This window comes from Atlantibacter sp. RC6 (assembly GCF_014193285.1).
In the GTDB taxonomy this organism is placed as follows: Bacteria; Pseudomonadota; Gammaproteobacteria; order Enterobacterales; family Enterobacteriaceae; genus Atlantibacter.
Genome location: NZ_JACHZE010000003.1, coordinates 344,885 through 362,038, shown reverse-complemented (window position 1 = coordinate 362,038; position 17,154 = coordinate 344,885). Strand labels below are relative to the sequence as shown.

At 58.0% G+C, this 17,154-nt stretch carries 13 protein-coding genes; 3 read left to right on the top strand and 10 right to left on the bottom strand.

Annotated features, from left to right (window positions below; translation table 11 throughout):
- Positions 1-40 precede the first annotated feature (40 nt).
- A complete protein-coding gene (gene djlA / locus FHW74_RS09690) occupies positions 41-856 on the top strand; it encodes a co-chaperone DjlA (RefSeq protein ID WP_183170229.1) in 816 nt (271 codons plus the stop codon).
- A 40-nt stretch (positions 857-896) separates the two neighbouring features.
- On the opposite strand, the gene rluA is transcribed toward djlA, so the two are convergent.
- The 7 genes from rluA to araB form a co-directional block, all read right to left on the bottom strand.
- Positions 897-1,550, bottom strand: coding sequence for a bifunctional tRNA pseudouridine(32) synthase/23S rRNA pseudouridine(746) synthase RluA (rluA, locus tag FHW74_RS09685; RefSeq protein ID WP_183170228.1), 654 nt, complete (start codon positions 1,548-1,550; stop codon positions 897-899).
- Positions 1,551-1,562: 12 nt separating this feature from the next.
- Positions 1,563-4,469, bottom strand: coding sequence for an RNA polymerase-associated protein RapA (gene rapA / locus FHW74_RS09680; protein ID WP_183170227.1), 2,907 nt, complete (start codon positions 4,467-4,469; stop codon positions 1,563-1,565).
- A 129-nt stretch (positions 4,470-4,598) separates the two neighbouring features.
- On the bottom strand, positions 4,599-6,956 hold the full coding sequence (gene polB / locus FHW74_RS09675; protein WP_183170225.1) for a DNA polymerase II: 2,358 nt from the start codon (positions 6,954-6,956) through the stop codon (positions 4,599-4,601).
- 82 nt (positions 6,957-7,038) lie between these two features.
- Complete coding sequence (locus FHW74_RS09670; RefSeq protein WP_183170224.1) at positions 7,039-7,635, bottom strand: YdcF family protein; 597 nt, start codon at positions 7,633-7,635, stop codon at positions 7,039-7,041.
- Positions 7,636-7,826: 191 nt separating this feature from the next.
- On the bottom strand, positions 7,827-8,522 hold the full coding sequence (gene araD / locus FHW74_RS09665; protein WP_183170222.1) for an L-ribulose-5-phosphate 4-epimerase: 696 nt from the start codon (positions 8,520-8,522) through the stop codon (positions 7,827-7,829).
- Positions 8,523-8,582: 60 nt separating this feature from the next.
- Positions 8,583-10,085 (bottom strand): L-arabinose isomerase, encoded by a 1,503-nt coding sequence (gene araA / locus FHW74_RS09660; protein ID WP_161659400.1) that lies wholly within the window; start codon positions 10,083-10,085, stop codon positions 8,583-8,585.
- Positions 10,086-10,095: 10 nt separating this feature from the next.
- Complete coding sequence (gene araB, locus FHW74_RS09655; protein ID WP_183170221.1) at positions 10,096-11,802, bottom strand: ribulokinase; 1,707 nt, start codon at positions 11,800-11,802, stop codon at positions 10,096-10,098.
- 339 nt (positions 11,803-12,141) lie between these two features.
- Between araB and araC the strand changes: the two genes are divergently transcribed.
- Together araC and FHW74_RS09645 are read left to right on the top strand one after the other, a co-directional pair.
- Complete coding sequence (gene araC, locus FHW74_RS09650) at positions 12,142-12,993, top strand: arabinose operon transcriptional regulator AraC (protein ID WP_183170220.1); 852 nt, start codon at positions 12,142-12,144, stop codon at positions 12,991-12,993.
- A gap of 128 nt (positions 12,994-13,121) precedes the next feature.
- Complete coding sequence (locus FHW74_RS09645; RefSeq protein ID WP_183170219.1) at positions 13,122-13,895, top strand: DedA family protein; 774 nt, start codon at positions 13,122-13,124, stop codon at positions 13,893-13,895.
- On the opposite strand, the gene thiQ is transcribed toward FHW74_RS09645, so the two are convergent.
- From thiQ to thiB, 3 genes are read right to left on the bottom strand one after another with little or no spacing between them, the layout of a single operon-like run.
- Positions 13,892-14,590: a thiamine ABC transporter ATP-binding protein ThiQ gene (thiQ, locus tag FHW74_RS09640; protein WP_183170218.1), complete on the bottom strand. Its 699-nt coding sequence runs from the start codon at positions 14,588-14,590 to the stop codon at positions 13,892-13,894. The genes FHW74_RS09645 and thiQ overlap by 4 nt on opposite strands.
- Positions 14,574-16,184 (bottom strand): thiamine/thiamine pyrophosphate ABC transporter permease ThiP, encoded by a 1,611-nt coding sequence (gene thiP / locus FHW74_RS09635; protein WP_183170217.1) that lies wholly within the window; start codon positions 16,182-16,184, stop codon positions 14,574-14,576. Before thiP ends, thiQ begins: the two co-directional genes overlap by 17 nt.
- Positions 16,160-17,143, bottom strand: a complete 984-nt coding sequence (gene thiB / locus FHW74_RS09630) for a thiamine ABC transporter substrate binding subunit (protein ID WP_183170216.1) — start codon at positions 17,141-17,143, stop codon at positions 16,160-16,162. The genes thiP and thiB overlap by 25 nt, the downstream gene beginning before the upstream one ends.
- Positions 17,144-17,154 lie beyond the last annotated feature (11 nt).

The following is a 17,154-nucleotide window of genomic DNA, read 5'->3' as shown; positions in this document are numbered from 1 at the left end:
GGATACCGCCTGTCCAGCAGCCTGACGATTTGGGGAGTCTATGCAGTATTGGGGAAAAATAGTTGGCGTGGCGATGGCCCTGATGATGGGCGGTGGCTTCTGGGGCGTGGTATTAGGTTTGCTGATCGGTCACTTTTTTGACAAAGCACGCAGTCGGCGGATGGCGTTTTTTAGCACCCAACAGCAGCGGCAATCGCTGTTTTTCACCACCACATTTGAAGTGATGGGCCATCTGACCAAATCCAAAGGGCGGGTCACTCAGGCCGATATCCATATGGCGACCCTGTTTATGGATCGCATGGATCTGCATGGAAATTCGCGCATTGCCGCGCAAAACGCCTTTCGCGTCGGCAAAGAGCCGGGCTATCCGCTACGTGAAAAAATGCGCCAGCTGCGCGGCATCTGTTTTGGCCGTTTCGATTTAATTCGGATGTTTCTGGAAATTCAAATTCAGACAGCGTTCGCTGACGGATCACTGCATCCCAACGAGCGCGAGGTGCTGTACGTTATCGCTGAAGAGTTGGGGATTTCCCGCACCCAGTTCGATCAATTCCTGCGTATGATGCAGGGTGGCGCGCAGTTTAGCGGTGGCGGCCAGCAGGGGCATCAGCAAGGTCCCTGGCAGCAAGCGCCGCAGGGGCCGACGCTGGAAGACGCCTGCAACGTGCTGGGGGTCAAACCGAATGATGAGCCAACCACCATCAAGCGCGCATACCGCAAACTGATGAGCGAACATCACCCGGACAAACTGGTCGCCAAAGGGCTACCGCCGGAAATGATGCAAATGGCGAAGCAGAAAGCCCAGGAAATTCAAAAAGCTTACGATCTGATTAAAACCACGAAAGGGTTTAAATAAGGATTGCCCGTTGTCTTCGTAATGAAGCCAACGGGTCTTTTCAGAAATCGACAGGCGCGCGGAAGGTCATCGCACTCCCAAATTTCGGATGGGTAATGGTCAGCGTCTGGGCATGCAGCAGCAGACGTGACGCCAGCGCCAGGGCTTCCGGCGTGGCGTAGAAGCGATCCCCTAAAATCGGGTGGCCCAGCGCCAGCATATGCACCCGCAACTGGTGGGAGCGCCCGGTAATCGGCTTTAGCAGCACGCGCGCGGTATTATCCTCGCCATACTCCAGCACTTCATACTCGGTTTGCGCCGCCTTGCCGGTTTCATAACACACTTTTTGTTTAGGGCGGTTCGGCCAGTCGCAGATCAGCGGTAAATCCACTATCCCTTTTTCCGGCGGATGGCCCCAAACACGGGCCACGTATTGTTTACTGGGCTCGCGCTCGCGAAACTGGCGCTTCAGTTCGCGCTCGGCGGCTTTGGTCAACGCCACTACGATCACGCCGCTGGTCGCCATATCCAGACGATGCACCGATTCCGCCTGCGGATAATCGCGCTGAATGCGCGTCATCACGCTGTCTTTGTGCTCTTCGAGCCGGCCTGGTACAGAGAGCAGCCCGCTCGGCTTATTGACCACCATGATATGGTCGTCCTGATACAGGACGACCAGCCAGGGATCGGTTGCAGGATGATAGGCTTCCAGCATAGTGTTTCCCGGTTACTGATGCGTGACGACGATCAGGCGCAGCGCGTCCAGCCGCCAGCTCGCTTCATTGAGGCTTGCCAGCACTTGTTCACGGTTACTCTCAATCGCCGCGAGTTCATCGTCGCGGATGTTGGGGTTGACCGCTTTAAGGGCTTCCAGACGCGACAATTCAGCAGACAGTTTCTCATCCGCCTCTTCACGCGCCGTCTTAATCAACGCCTGCGCCGCGCTTTCTACTTTGCTTTCCGCCAGTTGCAGAATGGCATGGACGTCCTGCTGCACCGCGTTGACCAGTTTGCTGCTGGTGTGGCGATTTACCGCGCTGAGCTGACGGTTGAAGCCTTCAAACTCCACCTGGGCGGCGAGGTTGGTGCCGTTTTTATCCACCAGCATACGGATCGGCGTCGGCGGCAGGAAGCGGTTGAGCTGTAACTGCTTCGGCGCTTTGGCCTCTACCACATAGATCAGCTCAAGCAGCAGGGTGCCCACCGGCAGCGCTTTGTTTTTCAGCAGCGACAGCGCGCAGCTGCCGGTATCGCCGGAGAGGATCAAATCCAGGCCGTTGCGGATCAGCGGATGTTCCCAGGTGATGAACTGGGCATCTTCGCGAGACAGCGCCACATCGCGGTTAAAGGTGATGGTACAGCCGTCTTCCGGCAGGCCCGGGAAATCCGGCACCAGCATATGGTCAGACGGCGTCAACACAATCATATGCTCGCCGCGATCGTCCTGATTAATGCCGATGATATCAAACAGGTTCATCGCGAAGTTAACCAGGCCGGTGTCGTTGTCCTGCCCGGCGATAGATTCCGCCAACGCCTGCGCCTGTTCGCCGCCGTTGGAGTTAATCTCCAGCAGGCGGTCGCGGCCCTGCTCCAGCTGGGCTTTTAACGCATCATGCTGTTCGCGGCACGACTTGATTAGCTCATCGAAGCCCTCGGTCTCTTCCGGCGCGGCCAGATAGTTGATCAGCTCGTTATAGACGCTGTCATAAATGGTGCGGCCCGTCGGGCAAGTATGCTCGAACGCGTCCAGCCCTTCGTGATACCAACGCACCAGCACCGACTGGGCGGTTTTTTCCAGCCAGGGTACCAGAATCTGGATATCGTGCGCCTGGCCGATACGATCCAGACGGCCAATTCGCTGCTCCAGCAGATCCGGGTTGAACGGCAGGTCGAACATCACCAGATGGCTGGCGAACTGGAAGTTACGGCCTTCCGAGCCGATTTCCGAACACAGCAGCACCTGCGCGCCGGTGTCTTCTTCCGAGAACCACGCCGCCGCGCGGTCACGCTCGACGATGGACATCCCTTCATGGAACACCGCTGCGCGAATGCCTTCACGCTCGCGCAGTACCTGTTCAAGCTGCAACGCCGTGGCGGCTTTGGCGCAGATCACCAGCACTTTCTGGGAGCGGTGGCTGGTGAGGTAGCCCATCAGCCATTCAACGCGCGGATCAAAGTTCCACCAGGTGCCGGTATCGCCTTCGAATTCCTGATAAATCTGTTCCGGATAGAGCATGTCGCGGGCGCGTTCTTCCGACGATTTGCGCGCGCCCATGATCCCGGAGACTTTAATTGCCGTTTGATACTGGGTCGGCAGCGGCAGTTTTACCGTGTGCAGCTCGCGCTTCGGAAAGCCTTTAACGCCGTTGCGGGTGTTGCGGAACAGTACACGGCTGGTGCCATGGCGATCCAGCAGCATGGAAACCAGTTCCTGACGCGCTGATTCCGCACCGTCGCGGGTACTGTTAGCGGTTTGCAGCAGCGGCTCGATATCCTGCTCGCCAATCAAATCGCTCAGGGTATTCAGTTCGCTATCGGACAGGTGCTTGCCCGCCAGCAGCATGGCGACGGCATCCGCCACCGGGCGGTAGTTTTGTTGCTCTTCGACAAACTGTTCGAAATCATGGAAGCGGTTCGGATCCAGCAGGCGCAAGCGGGCAAAGTGGCTCTCCAGCCCCAGCTGTTCCGGCGTGGCGGTCAACAACAGTACGCCAGGCACCTGGGCCGCCAGCTGTTCAATCGCCAGGTATTCGCGGCTCGGCGCGTCTTCGCTCCACACCAGATGGTGGGCTTCATCCACCACCATCAAATCCCATTCGGCTTCGCACAGATGCTCAAGGCGCTGCTTGTTGCGGCGCACAAAATCCAGCGAACAGATCACCAGCTGTTCGGTTTCGAACGGGTTATCGGCATCGTGCTGGGCTTCGGCGTAGCGAGCGTCGTCAAACAGCGCGAAACGCAAATTGAAGCGGCGCAGCATCTCCACCAGCCACTGGTGTTGCAGGGTTTCCGGCACCACGATCAGCACGCGTTCCGCTGCGCCAGCCAGCAACTGCTGATGAATAATCATGCCCGCTTCGATGGTTTTACCCAGGCCCACCTCATCCGCCAGCAGCACGCGCGGCGCATGGCGGCGACCCACATCATTGGCGATGTGCAACTGATGCGGGATCAGGTTGGTGCGCTGGCCGCGCAGCCCGCTCCACGGCATGCGGTACTGTTCACTCTGGTAGCGGCGGGCGCGAAAGCGCAGGGCGAAACGATCCATACGGTCGATTTGCCCGGCAAACAGACGGTCCTGCGGTTTACTGAACACCAGTTTGCTGTCGAGGAAGACTTCACGCAGGGTGACGTTTTCCTCCTGGGTATCAAGCCGGGTTCCGGTATAGGCGAGCAGCCCGTTTTCTTCGGCGACATCGGCAACTTTTAACTGCCAGCCGTCGTGGCTGGTAATGGTATCGCCGGGGTTAAACATCACGCGGGTGATGGGGGAGTCATTACGGGCATACAGACGGTTTTCGCCGGTAGCAGGGAAAAGCAAAGTCACCATCCGCGCATCCAGCGCTACCACGGTTCCTAATCCAAGTTCGCTTTCCGTGTCGCTAATCCAACGTTGACCAAGTGTAAAAGGCATATCTGTTCGGCTCTGGTTAATAATTTGCAGGCAATAGTATGTCCACCGCAAATAACTCGCGGTGCAGTAAATGGGATTCAGAATAGGAAAGGGCGCTATGGTACTGGATGGTAACGCGTTCGTCACCTGTCAAAATAACCCCAGTTGCCCTGTCATGAGTGTAGCAAAGTCATCCTTCATAAAAGGCAAAATTCCCTCCGCCACCGGCTGAAGCTGGCGCGTCAGGTAATGATCGTAATCCAGCGGCGAGCGTTGATAGTCGCGCGGCTCCGGCCCGTTGGTGGTCCAGACATACTTAATCGTACCGCGATTCTGGTACTGGGCTGGCCTGCCGAGCCGGGCGTTTTCTTCATCCGCCAACCGCGCGGCGCGGACATGAGGCGGTACGTTGCGCTGATACTCTTTTAACGGGCGGCGCAGGCGCTTGCGATAAACCAGCTGGTCGTCGAGTTCGCCGTTCAGCAACCGGGCGATGGTTTCACGCACAAAATCCCGGTACGGCTCGCGGCGGAAAATTTTCAAATACAGCGCCTGCTGGAAGTTCTGCGCCAGCGGCGTCCAGTCGGTGCGCACCGTTTCCAGTCCTTTGAATACCATGCGCTGTTCGCCGTCTTGCTCAATCAGCCCGGCGTAGCGTTTCTTACTGCCCATTTCCGCGCCCCGGATGGTAGGCATTAAGAAGCGCGTAAAATGGGTCTCGAACTCCAGCTCCAGCGCGCTTTCTACTTTCAGGGTCTGCTTCAGGTGCTCGCGCCACCACTGGTTAACTTTGGCGACCAGGGCGTTGCCGATTTCGCTGGCCTGAGCATTGTCATAAGCCTTCCTGAGCCAGACAAATGTGGAGTCGGTATCGCCGTAAATCACGTCGTAGCCTTCCGCCTCAATCAACGCTTTGGTCTGGCGCATAATGTCATGGCCGCGCAGCGTGATGGATGATGCCAGCCGTGGGTCGAAGAACCGGCAAGCGCTGGTGCCCAGCACGCCGTAAAAGGCGTTCATGATGATTTTCAGCGCCTGGGAAAGCGGTTTGTTGCCGTGCTTTTTGGCCTCTTCGCGCCCCAGCCAGATTTGCGACACGATCTCCGGCAGGCAGTGGGTGGTGCGCGAGAAGCGGGCGTTCAGGTAACCTTCCACGCTGTGCGCGTCATCAGGCTGCGCCAGGCCTTCCACCAGACCGACCGGGTCGATTAAAAAGGTGCGGATAATCGATGGATACAGGCTTTTGTAATCGAGCACCAACACTGAATCGTACAGCCCTGGGCGGGAATCCATCACATATCCGCCGGGGCTCGCCTGAGGAGGGACATCACCCAAATTCGGCGCGACAAAACCGGCACGATGCATACGCGGGAAATAGAGATGGCTGAACGACGCCACCGACCCGCCGTGGCGATCCGCAGGTAATCCGTTGACCGTGGAGCGCTCCAGTAAAAACGGCATGATCTCGGTTTTATGAAAAATGCGCGTCACTAGCTCGCAGTCTTTCAGGTTATAGGTCGCCAGCGCGGGTTTGTCTTCGGCGAAGCGCCTGTCGATTTCTGCCATTCGATCCCAGGGGTTGTCGATGGCTTTCCCTTCGCCCAGCAGCTCCTGCGATACCGATTCCAGCGAAAAAGAGGAAAAGCTCCAGAACGCCGATTTCAGCGCATCGATACCGTCTATGATCAACCGGCCCGGAGCCTGAGCGAAAAACATCCCGGCCTTAAAGCCGTGCTCGCGCCATTCGATCTCCTGGCCGTTGCGCCCGAGGCGCAGCGGGATAGCGTAGCGTTCAGCATGTTTCTGAAGCATTTTTAAATCGAACTGGATCACGTTCCAGCCGATCAGCACATCGGGATCGAATTCGGCAAACCAGGCATTCAGTTTTTCGAGCAGTTGCGGACGGCTGGCGACGTATTCGAGTTTGAAATCCAGCCCGCTGGCATCGCCGTTTTCCGGCCCGAGCATATATACTGTGCGCTCGCCGCAGCCTTCCAGACCGATGCAGTAGAGTTCACCGTGGCGGTTGGTCTCAATATCCAGCGACACCCATTTCAGCGCCGGGCGGTACGTTGGGTTGGGTTTCATTTTGGCGTCACGCAACCCGCCGCCGCGCATCTCGCCGGTCACCCAGACCGGGGCGGTAATAAAACGCTCCATCAGATAGCGTTCGGGCGGGCGCACATCGGCCTCATAGACCGTTACCCCCGCTTCACGCAGCAGTTTTTCGCAGCGCATTAACTGACGATGCTGGCGAAAATAGAGACCGCACACCGGTTGTTGATGAAAATCACGCAGGGAAAGCGATTCCAGACGGCAGGATTCACCCGCCAGCGCGCTTTCCGCGCGGGCGCGTTGAGCCTGGGGGATAAAGGCAACAGATTCCTGCGCGGGCAGCGTCACGCACAGCGGCCCGCTGTCGGTTGCCAGCCAGAATTCAACTTCGGTGCCCTGGGGCGTATCCCGCCAGTGTCGGGTCAGAACAAACCCCTGTCGCGTCTCTGCCACGCTATTTTTCCAATAAAAAACCAGGCCTGATTATAGCCTGGATTCTGTTGGGGTGCTGGTGTTTTGTACAGTGTTGGCGGGGTTAGAGCAGGCGATAGACGAGATAAAGGGAGTACCAGAATGTCTCGCTTATCAGAAAGCGCGCTTTGGTGCCGAACGAGTGATAGCGGCTGGTTGGCGTAGGCGATGACCAGGCTTCAATTCGTTCATCCTTAGCAATCAACATAATCCGCTTCATATGCATTGGATCGCTGACGATCAGTGCATTATTCAGTTGATTCAATGCCATGATCGCTTTCGCATAACGCAGGTTTTCACGGGTTACCTGTGAACGATCTTCTACCAGAATCGCCTGGTCAGGCACATTCTGCGCTAACAGATAGCGACGTGCCACAGCGGCATCGGAGAGGGCGTTATTGTTTGAATAACCGCCGGTGACGATCAGCGTTTTCACATAGCCATCGCGATACAGCGCCACCGCGTGGTTCAGCCGTTCCTGGAAAACCGGGGAGGGTTGATCGCCCCTGACAGCCGCACCCGCGACAATCGCGCAATCGGCGGTATGGGTTTCGTCAACCAGGCTGTAGTTGAAGACAGAGAGGGCGTTTATACAGCCAATGACCAGAACCGCTGCGACACTAACAACAAACAAGATGCCAACTTTTTTCACTGCTTTCATGCTTACCCCTTCCGCTTATCCCTGTCTCTTCAGGCGTTGTATCGCCCGGGAGTCGGACGCTATTTTCTTCGCTGAAGAGATGGCTGAAAAGGCGGGAGCATCACCTTTCGGTTTTTGACCCGGACGGCGTAAAGCGCATGAAAATAAAAAACCCAGAACGGCGTCTGGGTTTTAGAGCAAAAGACTATGGATTACTGCCCGTAATACGCCTTCGCTCCATGCTTACGCAGATAGTGCTTATCCAGTAGCGTTTGCTGCATTGGCGGAAGGTCAGGCGTGAGCTGGCGGCAGAAAATGCCCATATAGGCCACTTCTTCCATTACGATGGCGTTATGCACGGCATCCATGGCGTCTTTACCCCAGGCAAAGGGGCCGTGGGAATGCACCAGCACGCCAGGCATCTGTTTCGCTTCAATGCCCAGCTCGCGGAAGGTTTCGACGATCACCGTTCCGGTATCCCATTCATATTCGCCGTTGATTTCGTCATCGGTCATTTTACGGGTGCAGGGGATGGGGCCGTAGAAATAGTCGGCGTGAGTGGTGCCCGTCGCCGGAATGCTTTTCCCGGCCTGCGCCCAGATAGTGGCGTGGCGGGAGTGGGTATGTACGATGCCGCCAATATCCGGGAACTGTTGGTACAGCAGGCGGTGGGTCGGCGTATCGGAAGAGGGTTTCTTATTGCCCTCGACGACTTCACCGGTTTCGATACTGACCACCACCATATCTTCGGCGGTCATGACGGAGTAATCAACGCCTGATGGCTTGATGATAAACACGCCCTGTTCGCGGCAGACCGCGCTGACGTTGCCCCAGGTCAGGGTAACCAGATTGTGGGCCGGGAGCGCAAGATTGGCTTCCAGCACCTGACGTTTCAGATCTTCTAACATCGCTATCCTCCGCTAAAAAAAGGGGCCAGCCGCATGGGCTGGCCAAAGGTTCCCCTGTGATTAGCGTTTAAAGCCGTAGTAAACCTCATTCCAGCGCAGCGCATCTTTAAACGCCGGCAGGCGGGTGTCGTTGTCGATAACGGCCAGTTCGATGTCGTTCAGTTCTGCGAACAGGCGCATATCGTCGAGGGTCAACGCGTGGCTGAATACGGTATGGTGCGCGCCGCCCGCCAGGATCCAGGCTTCGGAGGCGGTTGTCAGATCCGGCTGCGCTTTCCACAGCGCGTTCGCCACCGGCAGTTTCGGCAGCGCATGCGGCGCTTCGACGGTGTCCACGCAGTTGACCAGCAGGCGGAAACGATCGCCCAGATCGATCAGGCTGGCGTTAATGCCCGGACCGGTTTTGCTGGAGAAGATCAGGCGCGCCGGATCGTCTTTGCCGCCGATGCCGAGGTATTGCACATCGAGGATCGGTTTTTCATCAGTGGCGATGGACGGGCACACTTCGAGCATATGGGAACCCAGCACCATGTCGTTGCCGGACTCGAAGTTGTAGGTGTAATCCTCCATAAACGAGGTACCGCCGTTGAGCCCGCCGGACATCACTTTCATGATGCGCAGCAGCGCCGCGGTTTTCCAGTCGCCTTCGCCCGCAAAGCCGTAGCCCTGTTGCATCAGGCGCTGTACCGCCAGGCCCGGCAGTTGCTTCAGGCCATGCAGATCTTCAAAGGTGGTGGTAAAGGCATGGAAACCGCCTTGCTCGAGGAAGCGCTTCATGCCGAGTTCGATACGCGCCGCATCAATCACATTCTGGCGTTTGTCGCCGTTGACCTGCGCCGCAGCCGTCAGGCGGTAGGTGCTTTCATACTCGTCGACCAGCGCGCTGACGTCGCCATTGCTGATTTCGTTAACCACCGCCACTAAATCGCCAACGCCCCAGGTGTTCACCGAGAAGCCGAATTTGATTTGCGCCGCGACTTTATCGCCGTCGGTTACCGCCACTTCGCGCATGTTATCGCCGAAACGCACCACTTTCAGATGACGGGTTTCCTGTTTCGACACCGCCTGGCGCATCCAGGAGCCGATGCGCTGGTGGGCTTGAGGATCTTTCCAGTAACCGGTCACGACGCTGTGCTGCTGACGCATACGCGCGCCGATAAAGCCGAACTCGCGGCCACCGTGCGCGGTCTGGTTCAGGTTCATAAAGTCCATATCAATGCTGTCCCACGGGATCTGGGCATTGAACTGGGTATGGAATTGCAGCAGCGGTTTGTTGAGGATGCTCAGGCCGTTGATCCACATTTTGGCTGGCGAGAAGGTGTGCAGCCAGACCATCATCCCGGCGCAGTTATCGTGATAGTTAGCGTCGCGGCAGATGGCGGTGATTTCATCCGGCGAGGTGCCGAGCGGTTTCAGCACCAGTTTGCACGGCAGTTTGGCTTCGCTGTTCAGGGAATCCACCACCTGCTGGGCGTGTTGCGTCACCTGGCGCAGCGTTTCCGGGCCGTAAAGATGCTGGCTGCCGATTACAAACCATACTTCGTATTTACTAAAGGCTGTCATTGTCTTGTCCTTAAAGCGTCAGGGCTGCACGGTCTGCATCAGAAGGCTGGGCCGTGTCAGAGGGGGAATAGTGAAGCTCGGCGCTTTCGCACCAGCGTTGGTAGCGGCGATAGAGTTCTTCGAAGCGGGCGGCGGTGGCCGGGTCCGGCTGGAGGGTTTTTTCCATCTCGCTCGCCATGGCTTGCTGCGCCTGAGGAATATCGTCATATACGCCTGCGGCGACGGCGGCGAAAATCGCCGCGCCCAGCGCACAGCATTGATCGGAGCCGACAATTTGCAGTGGGCGGTTCAATACATCGCAGCACACCTGCATGATCACCGGGTTTTTACGGGCAATGCCGCCCAGCGCCACCACTTCATTAACCGGGATGCCCTGATCAGTGAAGCACTCCATAATGGCGCGCGCGCCAAAGGCCGTGGAGGCGATCAGCCCGCCGAACAGCAGCGGCGCGTCGGTGGCGAGATTCACATCGGTGATCACGCCTTTCAGGCGCTGGTTTGCAAATGGCGTACGGCGACCGTTAAACCAGTCGAGGATCACCGGCAGATGATCGAGCGACGGCTGTTTCGCCCAGTCGGCGGTGAGCGCAGGCAGCAGCGCTTTTTTGCTGTCGCTGATTTGGGTCTTCAGTTCAGGATGCTGCTCGGCAAGGCGATCCAGCGGCCAGCTCAGCACGCGGCCAAACCAGGCGTACATATCGCCGAATGCCGACTGGCCCGCTTCCATTCCGATAAAATCGGGCACGACGCTGCCGTCTACCTGCCCGCAGATGCCTTTGACGGCGCGGTCGCCGACGGATTGTTGGTCGGCAATCAGAATGTCGCAGGTAGAGGTGCCGATCACTTTCACCAGCGTATTCGGCTGAGCGTTAGCGCCGACTGCGCCCATATGGCAGTCAAACGCGCCGCCGCTGATCACGACGCTTTCCGGCAGGCCGAGGCGCGTGGCCCACTCTGTCGTCAGGGTGCCTACCGGCACGTCAGCGGTCCAGGTATCGGTAAACAGCGGCAGTTCAAGATTCTGGCTGATGATCGGATCGAGTTCGTCAAAGAAGCTGGCTGGCGGCAAACCGCCCCAGCTCTCATGCCACAGGGATTTATGGCCTGCGCTACAGCGTCCGCGGCGAATGGCTGCCGGGGCAGTGGTGCCGGAAAGCAGCGCCGGGATCCAGTCACACAGTTCAATCCACGAGCTGGCGGCTTTGGCAACGGCGGCGTCCTGACGGGTCACGTGCAGGATCTTGGCCCAGAACCATTCGCTGGAGTACACCCCGCCGATGTAGCGCGAATAATCGATTTTATCCGGCTGGTGGCACAGGCGGGTAATGGCTTCGGCTTCTTCAACCGCAGTGTGATCTTTCCACAGTACGAACATGGCGTTCGGGTTGTCGGCGAAGCCAGGGTTAAGCGCCAGCACATTGCCGTCGGCATCAATAGGGGCAGGGGTGGAACCGGTAGTGTCAACGCCGATGCCCACCACCTGTTGGCGTTTTTCTGCGCCTAACTGGTCAAGCACGCTGTTAAGCGCGGCTTCCATGGATTCAATGTAATCAAGGGGATGGTGGCGGAATTGGTTACGTGCGGCGTTACAGAACTGCCCGGCCTGCCAGCGCGGATACCATTCCACACTGGTGGCGAGTTCAGCGCCCGAGGTGCAATCAACCGCTAAGGCGCGAACCGAGTCGCTGCCAAAGTCGAGTCCCAGCGCAATGGCCATTTTTTCACTCCATGGATAAACAAACATGCAGTGACATTAGATTTGCGGAGAAAAAAGCGTCAGGTGTATTTGGCTTATCTTATGGATTAAAGTGCTATGCCTTGCTGATTTGTGACCTCACGCAAATAATAGATGTGGACAATTCTGTTGCGGTTATAGACACTTTGGTTATCAAGCGAAAAGCCTGATGTGAGCGCTTATCCTGATGAGTTTTTAGGTTCAAATCCGGTGGTGAAGTGGGTTATTGTGGTTCATGGCTTCGGTAATTCCCAATTTTCAGGGGTGTCGTAAGATATGGACAAATGGTCTCTTCCCACCGATGGTGGAGCACGATTTACTATGGCTGAAACGCAAAACGATCCCCTGTTGCCGGGGTACTCATTTAATGCGCACCTGGTCGCGGGATTAACGCCCATTGATGCCGAGGGCCACCTCGATTTTTTTATCGATCGTCCACTTGGCATGAAAGGCTACATCCTGAATCTCACCATTCGCGGGGAAGGGATCGTTAAGAACAACGGTAAAGAGTTCATCTGCAAGCCAGGGGACATGCTGCTGTTCCCGCCGGGGGAAATTCATCACTATGGCCGCAGTCCGCAGGCTAAAGAGTGGTATCACCAGTGGGTGTACTTCCGCCCGCGCGCTTACTGGCAGGAGTGGCTCAGCTGGCCGTCGATATTTGCCCAGACTGGCTATTACCGCCCCGCAGAGGGCGAGCAAGAGGCCTTCTCCACGCTGTTTCAGCAAATTATCGATGCTTCCCAGCGAGAGGGGCGCTACTCGGAGCTGCTGGCCATCAACTTGCTGGAGCAGCTCTTTTTACGCCGCGTCGAGGCGATCAGCGAGTCGATGAAAGCGCCGCTCGATAGCCGCGTCAGGGATGCTTGCCAGTACATCAGCGATCATTTAGCCGACAGCCATTTTGATATCGCAGGCGTCGCGCAGCATGTCTGCCTGTCGCAATCACGCCTGTCGCACCTGTTCCGCCAGCAGCTTGGCGTCAGCGTGCTGAGCTGGCGCGAGGATCAGCGCATCAGCCAGGCGAAGCTGTTGCTCAGCACCACGCGGATGCCTATCGCCACCGTGGGCCGCAATGTCGGCTTTGAGGATCAGCTCTATTTTTCCCGGGTGTTCAAGAAATGCACCGGAGCCAGCCCGAGCGAGTTTCGCGCCGGATGCGAGTCGAGCTGATCGATCTTAAATGGAACCATAACGTTTTTAAAAATGTCGTAACCGGTAGGCTATAAACTTTAACGATGCCTTGACGCTGCTCGGGGTAGCCGGGAGAATCGCTCCCTCGTTATTTTACCGGAACCTTTATGGAAGCATTTCTGGATCATTTTATTACCCAATCAGTGACTTATTCTCTGGTTGCGATTGCGCTGGTGGCGTTTCTGGAGTCGCTGGCGCTGGTTGGGTTGCTGCTGCCGGGTACGGTGATGATGGCCGGTCTTGGCGCGCTGATCGGCAGCGGCGAAGTCAATTTCTATGAGGCCTGGGCGGCGGGGATTGTCGGCTGTATGCTGGGCGACTGGATCTCATTCTGGCTGGGCTGGCGCTTTAAAAAGCCGCTGCACCGCTGGTCATTCCTCAAGAAAAACAAAGCGCTGCTGGATAAAACCGAGCACGCGCTGCATCAGCACAGCATGTTCACCATCCTGGTAGGGCGCTTTGTCGGGCCGACGCGGCCGCTGGTGCCGATGGTCGCCGGGATGCTGGATCTTCCTGCGCTCAAGTTCCTCCCGCCTAATCTGATTGGTTGCCTGTTCTGGCCACCGTGCTATTTCTTGCCCGGCATTCTGGCCGGGGCCGCCATTGATATCCCGGCGGATCAGCAAAGCGGCGCCTTTAAGTGGATGCTGCTTGGCGTGGCGCTACTGCTGTGGCTGGCGGTATGGTTGTGCTGGCGGCTATGGCGCAGCGCCAAAGCGAATCCCAGCGATAAACTGGTGCAGTGGCTACCGCGCGGCAGATTGATGTGGGTCGCGCCGTTGGTCAGCGTAGCAGGGGTAGCGGCGTTAATCGCCATCCTCAATCATCCGCTGATGCCGGTGTACCGCGCCATCCTCTGGAAAGTGATTTCCGGTTTTTAACGCTGGATGCCCAGCAGCGCCGAGGCGTCGCTGTTGCCTTCCAGTAACGTGGCGGTGGCACCATCCCAGATGATGCGGCCATCGCGCACCACCAGGCTGCGCGGCGCAATGCTCAGCGCATCCTCCAGGCTGTGCGAGACCATCAAGAGCGTCATATTACGCTCGCGGCACAGGGTGCTCAGAAGCTGGAGCATTTCCTGGCGTAGCGCCGGGTCAAGCGCCGAGAAGGGTTCGTCCAGCAGCAAAATCGGCTGCTGACGGATCAGACAGCGCGCCAGCGCCGCCCGCTGCCGCTGGCCGCCGGACAGTTCGCCAGGCAGGCGGTCCAGCAGTTCGGTCAAGCCCATTTTTCCGGCCAGCGTGGCGATCTCCTGGCGCTGCCTGTCATTAAGCTTCAGCCCCGGATGTAATCCCAGCCCGATATTCTGGCGCACCGTTAAGTGGTTAAACAGATTGTTTTCCTGGAACAGTATCGACACCGGGCGCTGCGCGGGCGGGGTACGGGTGTGATCGCCGCTGTTAAGCTCAATCTGACCGCTCGCCGGGCTCAGGAATCCGGCAATCAAATTCAGCAGGGTGCTTTTCCCGGCGCCGCTGGGCCCCAGAATGGCAATCCGCTCGCCCGCCTCGGCGTGAACGGAGAAACGCATCGGCAGATGGTGGTAAAGCCAGGTTACATCAGTGAGCGTTAGCATGTCGTCCCGCCAGTTTTTCAATGACCGTAAAAAGCGCAAAACAGAGCAACAGCAGCAACAGCGCGGTCACCGCCCCGTCGTCGCTGCGATACGCGCCGATCTGCTGATACAGGTAATAAGGTAGCGTGCGGAAGTTATCGTTGCCGAACAGCGCCACGACTCCGAAATCACCTATCGACAGCACGCTGGCAAAGGCCATCGCTTGGGCAATCGGCTTTTTTAGCGCCCTGAGTTCGATGATTTTCAGGCGGTTGATTCCGCTAATATCCAGCGACTGGCACAGCGGTCCATATCGCAGTGCGATATCGCGCATCGGGTTTTCCAGCACTTTCTGGGCGTAGGGCACCGCCATCAGCGCGTTAGTGAAAATCACGATAGCATCCGCCGATTCCGGCAATCCGATCGTGTTATTGAGCAGCAGGAAGAAACCCGTCGCCAGTACAATCCCCGGCATTGCCAGAATCAGCATGCCGCTGAGTTCGAGGCTTTGAGCGGCAATGCGTTGCTGGCGCAGATACAGCTCGCGCCCGCTCCACAGCAGCATCATGGTCAGCGTCACGCACAGCACCCCGGCACCCAGCGCGATGCGCAGCGAGGTCCAGAGCGCATCCCACAGAATGGATTGCGACAGCACCCGCAGGATATCGCCCTGCAGGCCATCAACGATCACCGCCAGCAGCGGCGGCAGCATCAGCAGCAGCGCCAGGCCGATCAGCAGCCCATCGGTCAACCTGCTGCGCCAGTTGTCCTGCGGATCGCGCCAGCCCTGGATCTGATTAACGCCCGGTGCGATGGCTTTACCCAGACGCTGGCTCAGCAGGACCAGCCCCAGACAGCAGGTCATCTGGATCAGCGCCAGCAGCGCGGCGCGCGCCGGATCGTAATCAAAACTCAGCGCCTGGTAGATGGCCAGTTCGATGGTGGTGGCCTGCGGCCCGCCGCCCAGTGACAGTACCGTGGCGAAGCTGGCGAAACAGAGCATGAAGATCAGCGCCGCGACCGACGGGAGTTGACGGCGGATCCACGGCCACTCCACCAGCCGGAAAAAGTGCCAGCCGCGCATCCCCAGTTGGGCGGCAATCTGGCGCTGTTCGCCGGGGATGTGTTCCAGTGTTTGCAGCAGCAGACGGGTCGCCATCGGCATATTAAAGAAGACGTGGGCCAGCAAAATGCCCTGCAAGCCGTAAGGGGAGAACGTCCACTCCAGCCCCAGTTGCCCCCACAGCGCCGCCAGCCAGCCGGTGCGACCGTAGACGCTGAGCAGGCCGAAAACCGCCACCAGCACTGGCAGAATTAACGTCATCGCGCACAGGCGCAGCAGTGCCTGCCGCCCAGGAAAGCGCCGCCGGTACAGGGCGCGGGCGAGGAGAATGGCGGGGAGAACCGACAGCAGCGCAGACAACAGCGCCTGCCAGAACGAGAAGCGCACCACGTGCCAGAGATAGCTGTCCTGCCAGAAGCCTGCGCCGCCGGAGGGCGGCGCGTTGAACCACAGCGCGCTAAAGGCCGCCAGCGCCACCGCCACCATCAACAGCGCGGCGATAACGCCTGGCCACAGCCAGCCCGGAATTAGCGGCTGACGGCGCGCAGCCATGTATTAATCCAGTTTGCGCGCTGGGACGCGACTTCCTGCGGCGTGAACTGCAATGTGGTTTGCGGTTTGGTGAGCTGTTCAAAGCCCTGCGGTAGCGCGACGCCAGTCACCGGATACATCCAGTTGCCGGTGGCGATAGTGTTCTGGAACGCCGGAGAAACCGTAAAGGTCAGGAATTTTTGCGCCAGTTCCGGCTGTTTGCTGCTGGCCAGCCTTCCGGCGACCTCCACCTGCAAATAGTGGCCTTCGCTGAAGTTGGCGGCAGCGTATTGATCCTTTTTCTCTTCGATAATGTGGTACGCCGGAGAGGTGGTGTAACTCAGTACCAGATCGCTTTCGCCTTTCTGGAACAGGCCATAGGCTTCGCTCCAGCCTTTAGTGACCGTAACGGTTTTCGCCGCCAGTTTTTTCCAGGCCTGCGGCGCATTATCGCCATACACTTTTTGCATCCACAGCAGCAGGCCAAGGCCCGGCGTACTGGTGCGCGGATCCTGGTAAATAACCCGCCATTTTTGGTCGCTCTCCACCAGCTCCTTCAGGCTTTTCGGGGGATTCGCCAGTTTGGTTTTGTCATAGACGAAAGCGAAATAGCCGTAGTCAAACGGCACGAAAGTGTCGTTTTGCCAGCCGCCCGGCACGTTAACAGCATCATTAGTGACGCCGCTTTTAGCGAACAGGCCGGTTTGGGTCGCCGCTTCCAGCAGGTTGTTATCCAGCCCAAGGATCACATCGGCTTTGCTGTTTTTGCCTTCCATCCGCAGACGGTTCAGCAGCGAGACGCCGTCTTCCAGCGCCACGAATTTGAGTTCGCAGTCGCACTCTTTTTCAAACGCGGCTTTGACTTTCGGGCCAGGGCCCCAGTCGGCGGAGAAAGAGTCGTAGGTATAAACGGTGAGCGCAGGTTTGGCGAAAACCGGGGCGGTCGCGAGGACCAGTAATGGCAGAAATTTTTTGAACACTTTGCACCTCA

Bases quoted from the DNA above. Each gene is read 5' to 3' on its own strand.
- djlA (WP_183170229.1), top strand. From the start codon at position 41: ATGCAGTATTGGGGAAAAATAGTTGGCGTGGCGATGGCCCTGATGATG.
- rluA (WP_183170228.1), bottom strand. From the start codon at position 1,550: ATGCTGGAAGCCTATCATCCTGCAACCGATCCCTGGCTGGTCGTCCTG.
- rapA (WP_183170227.1), bottom strand. From the start codon at position 4,469: ATGCCTTTTACACTTGGTCAACGTTGGATTAGCGACACGGAAAGCGAA.
- FHW74_RS09670 (WP_183170224.1), bottom strand. From the start codon at position 7,635: ATGAAAGCAGTGAAAAAAGTTGGCATCTTGTTTGTTGTTAGTGTCGCA.
- araD (WP_183170222.1), bottom strand. From the start codon at position 8,522: ATGTTAGAAGATCTGAAACGTCAGGTGCTGGAAGCCAATCTTGCGCTC.
- araA (WP_161659400.1), bottom strand. From the start codon at position 10,085: ATGACAGCCTTTAGTAAATACGAAGTATGGTTTGTAATCGGCAGCCAG.
- araB (WP_183170221.1), bottom strand. From the start codon at position 11,802: ATGGCCATTGCGCTGGGACTCGACTTTGGCAGCGACTCGGTTCGCGCC.
- araC (WP_183170220.1), top strand. From the start codon at position 12,142: ATGGCTGAAACGCAAAACGATCCCCTGTTGCCGGGGTACTCATTTAAT.
- FHW74_RS09645 (WP_183170219.1), top strand. From the start codon at position 13,122: ATGGAAGCATTTCTGGATCATTTTATTACCCAATCAGTGACTTATTCT.
- thiQ (WP_183170218.1), bottom strand. From the start codon at position 14,590: ATGCTAACGCTCACTGATGTAACCTGGCTTTACCACCATCTGCCGATG.
- thiP (WP_183170217.1), bottom strand. From the start codon at position 16,184: ATGGCTGCGCGCCGTCAGCCGCTAATTCCGGGCTGGCTGTGGCCAGGC.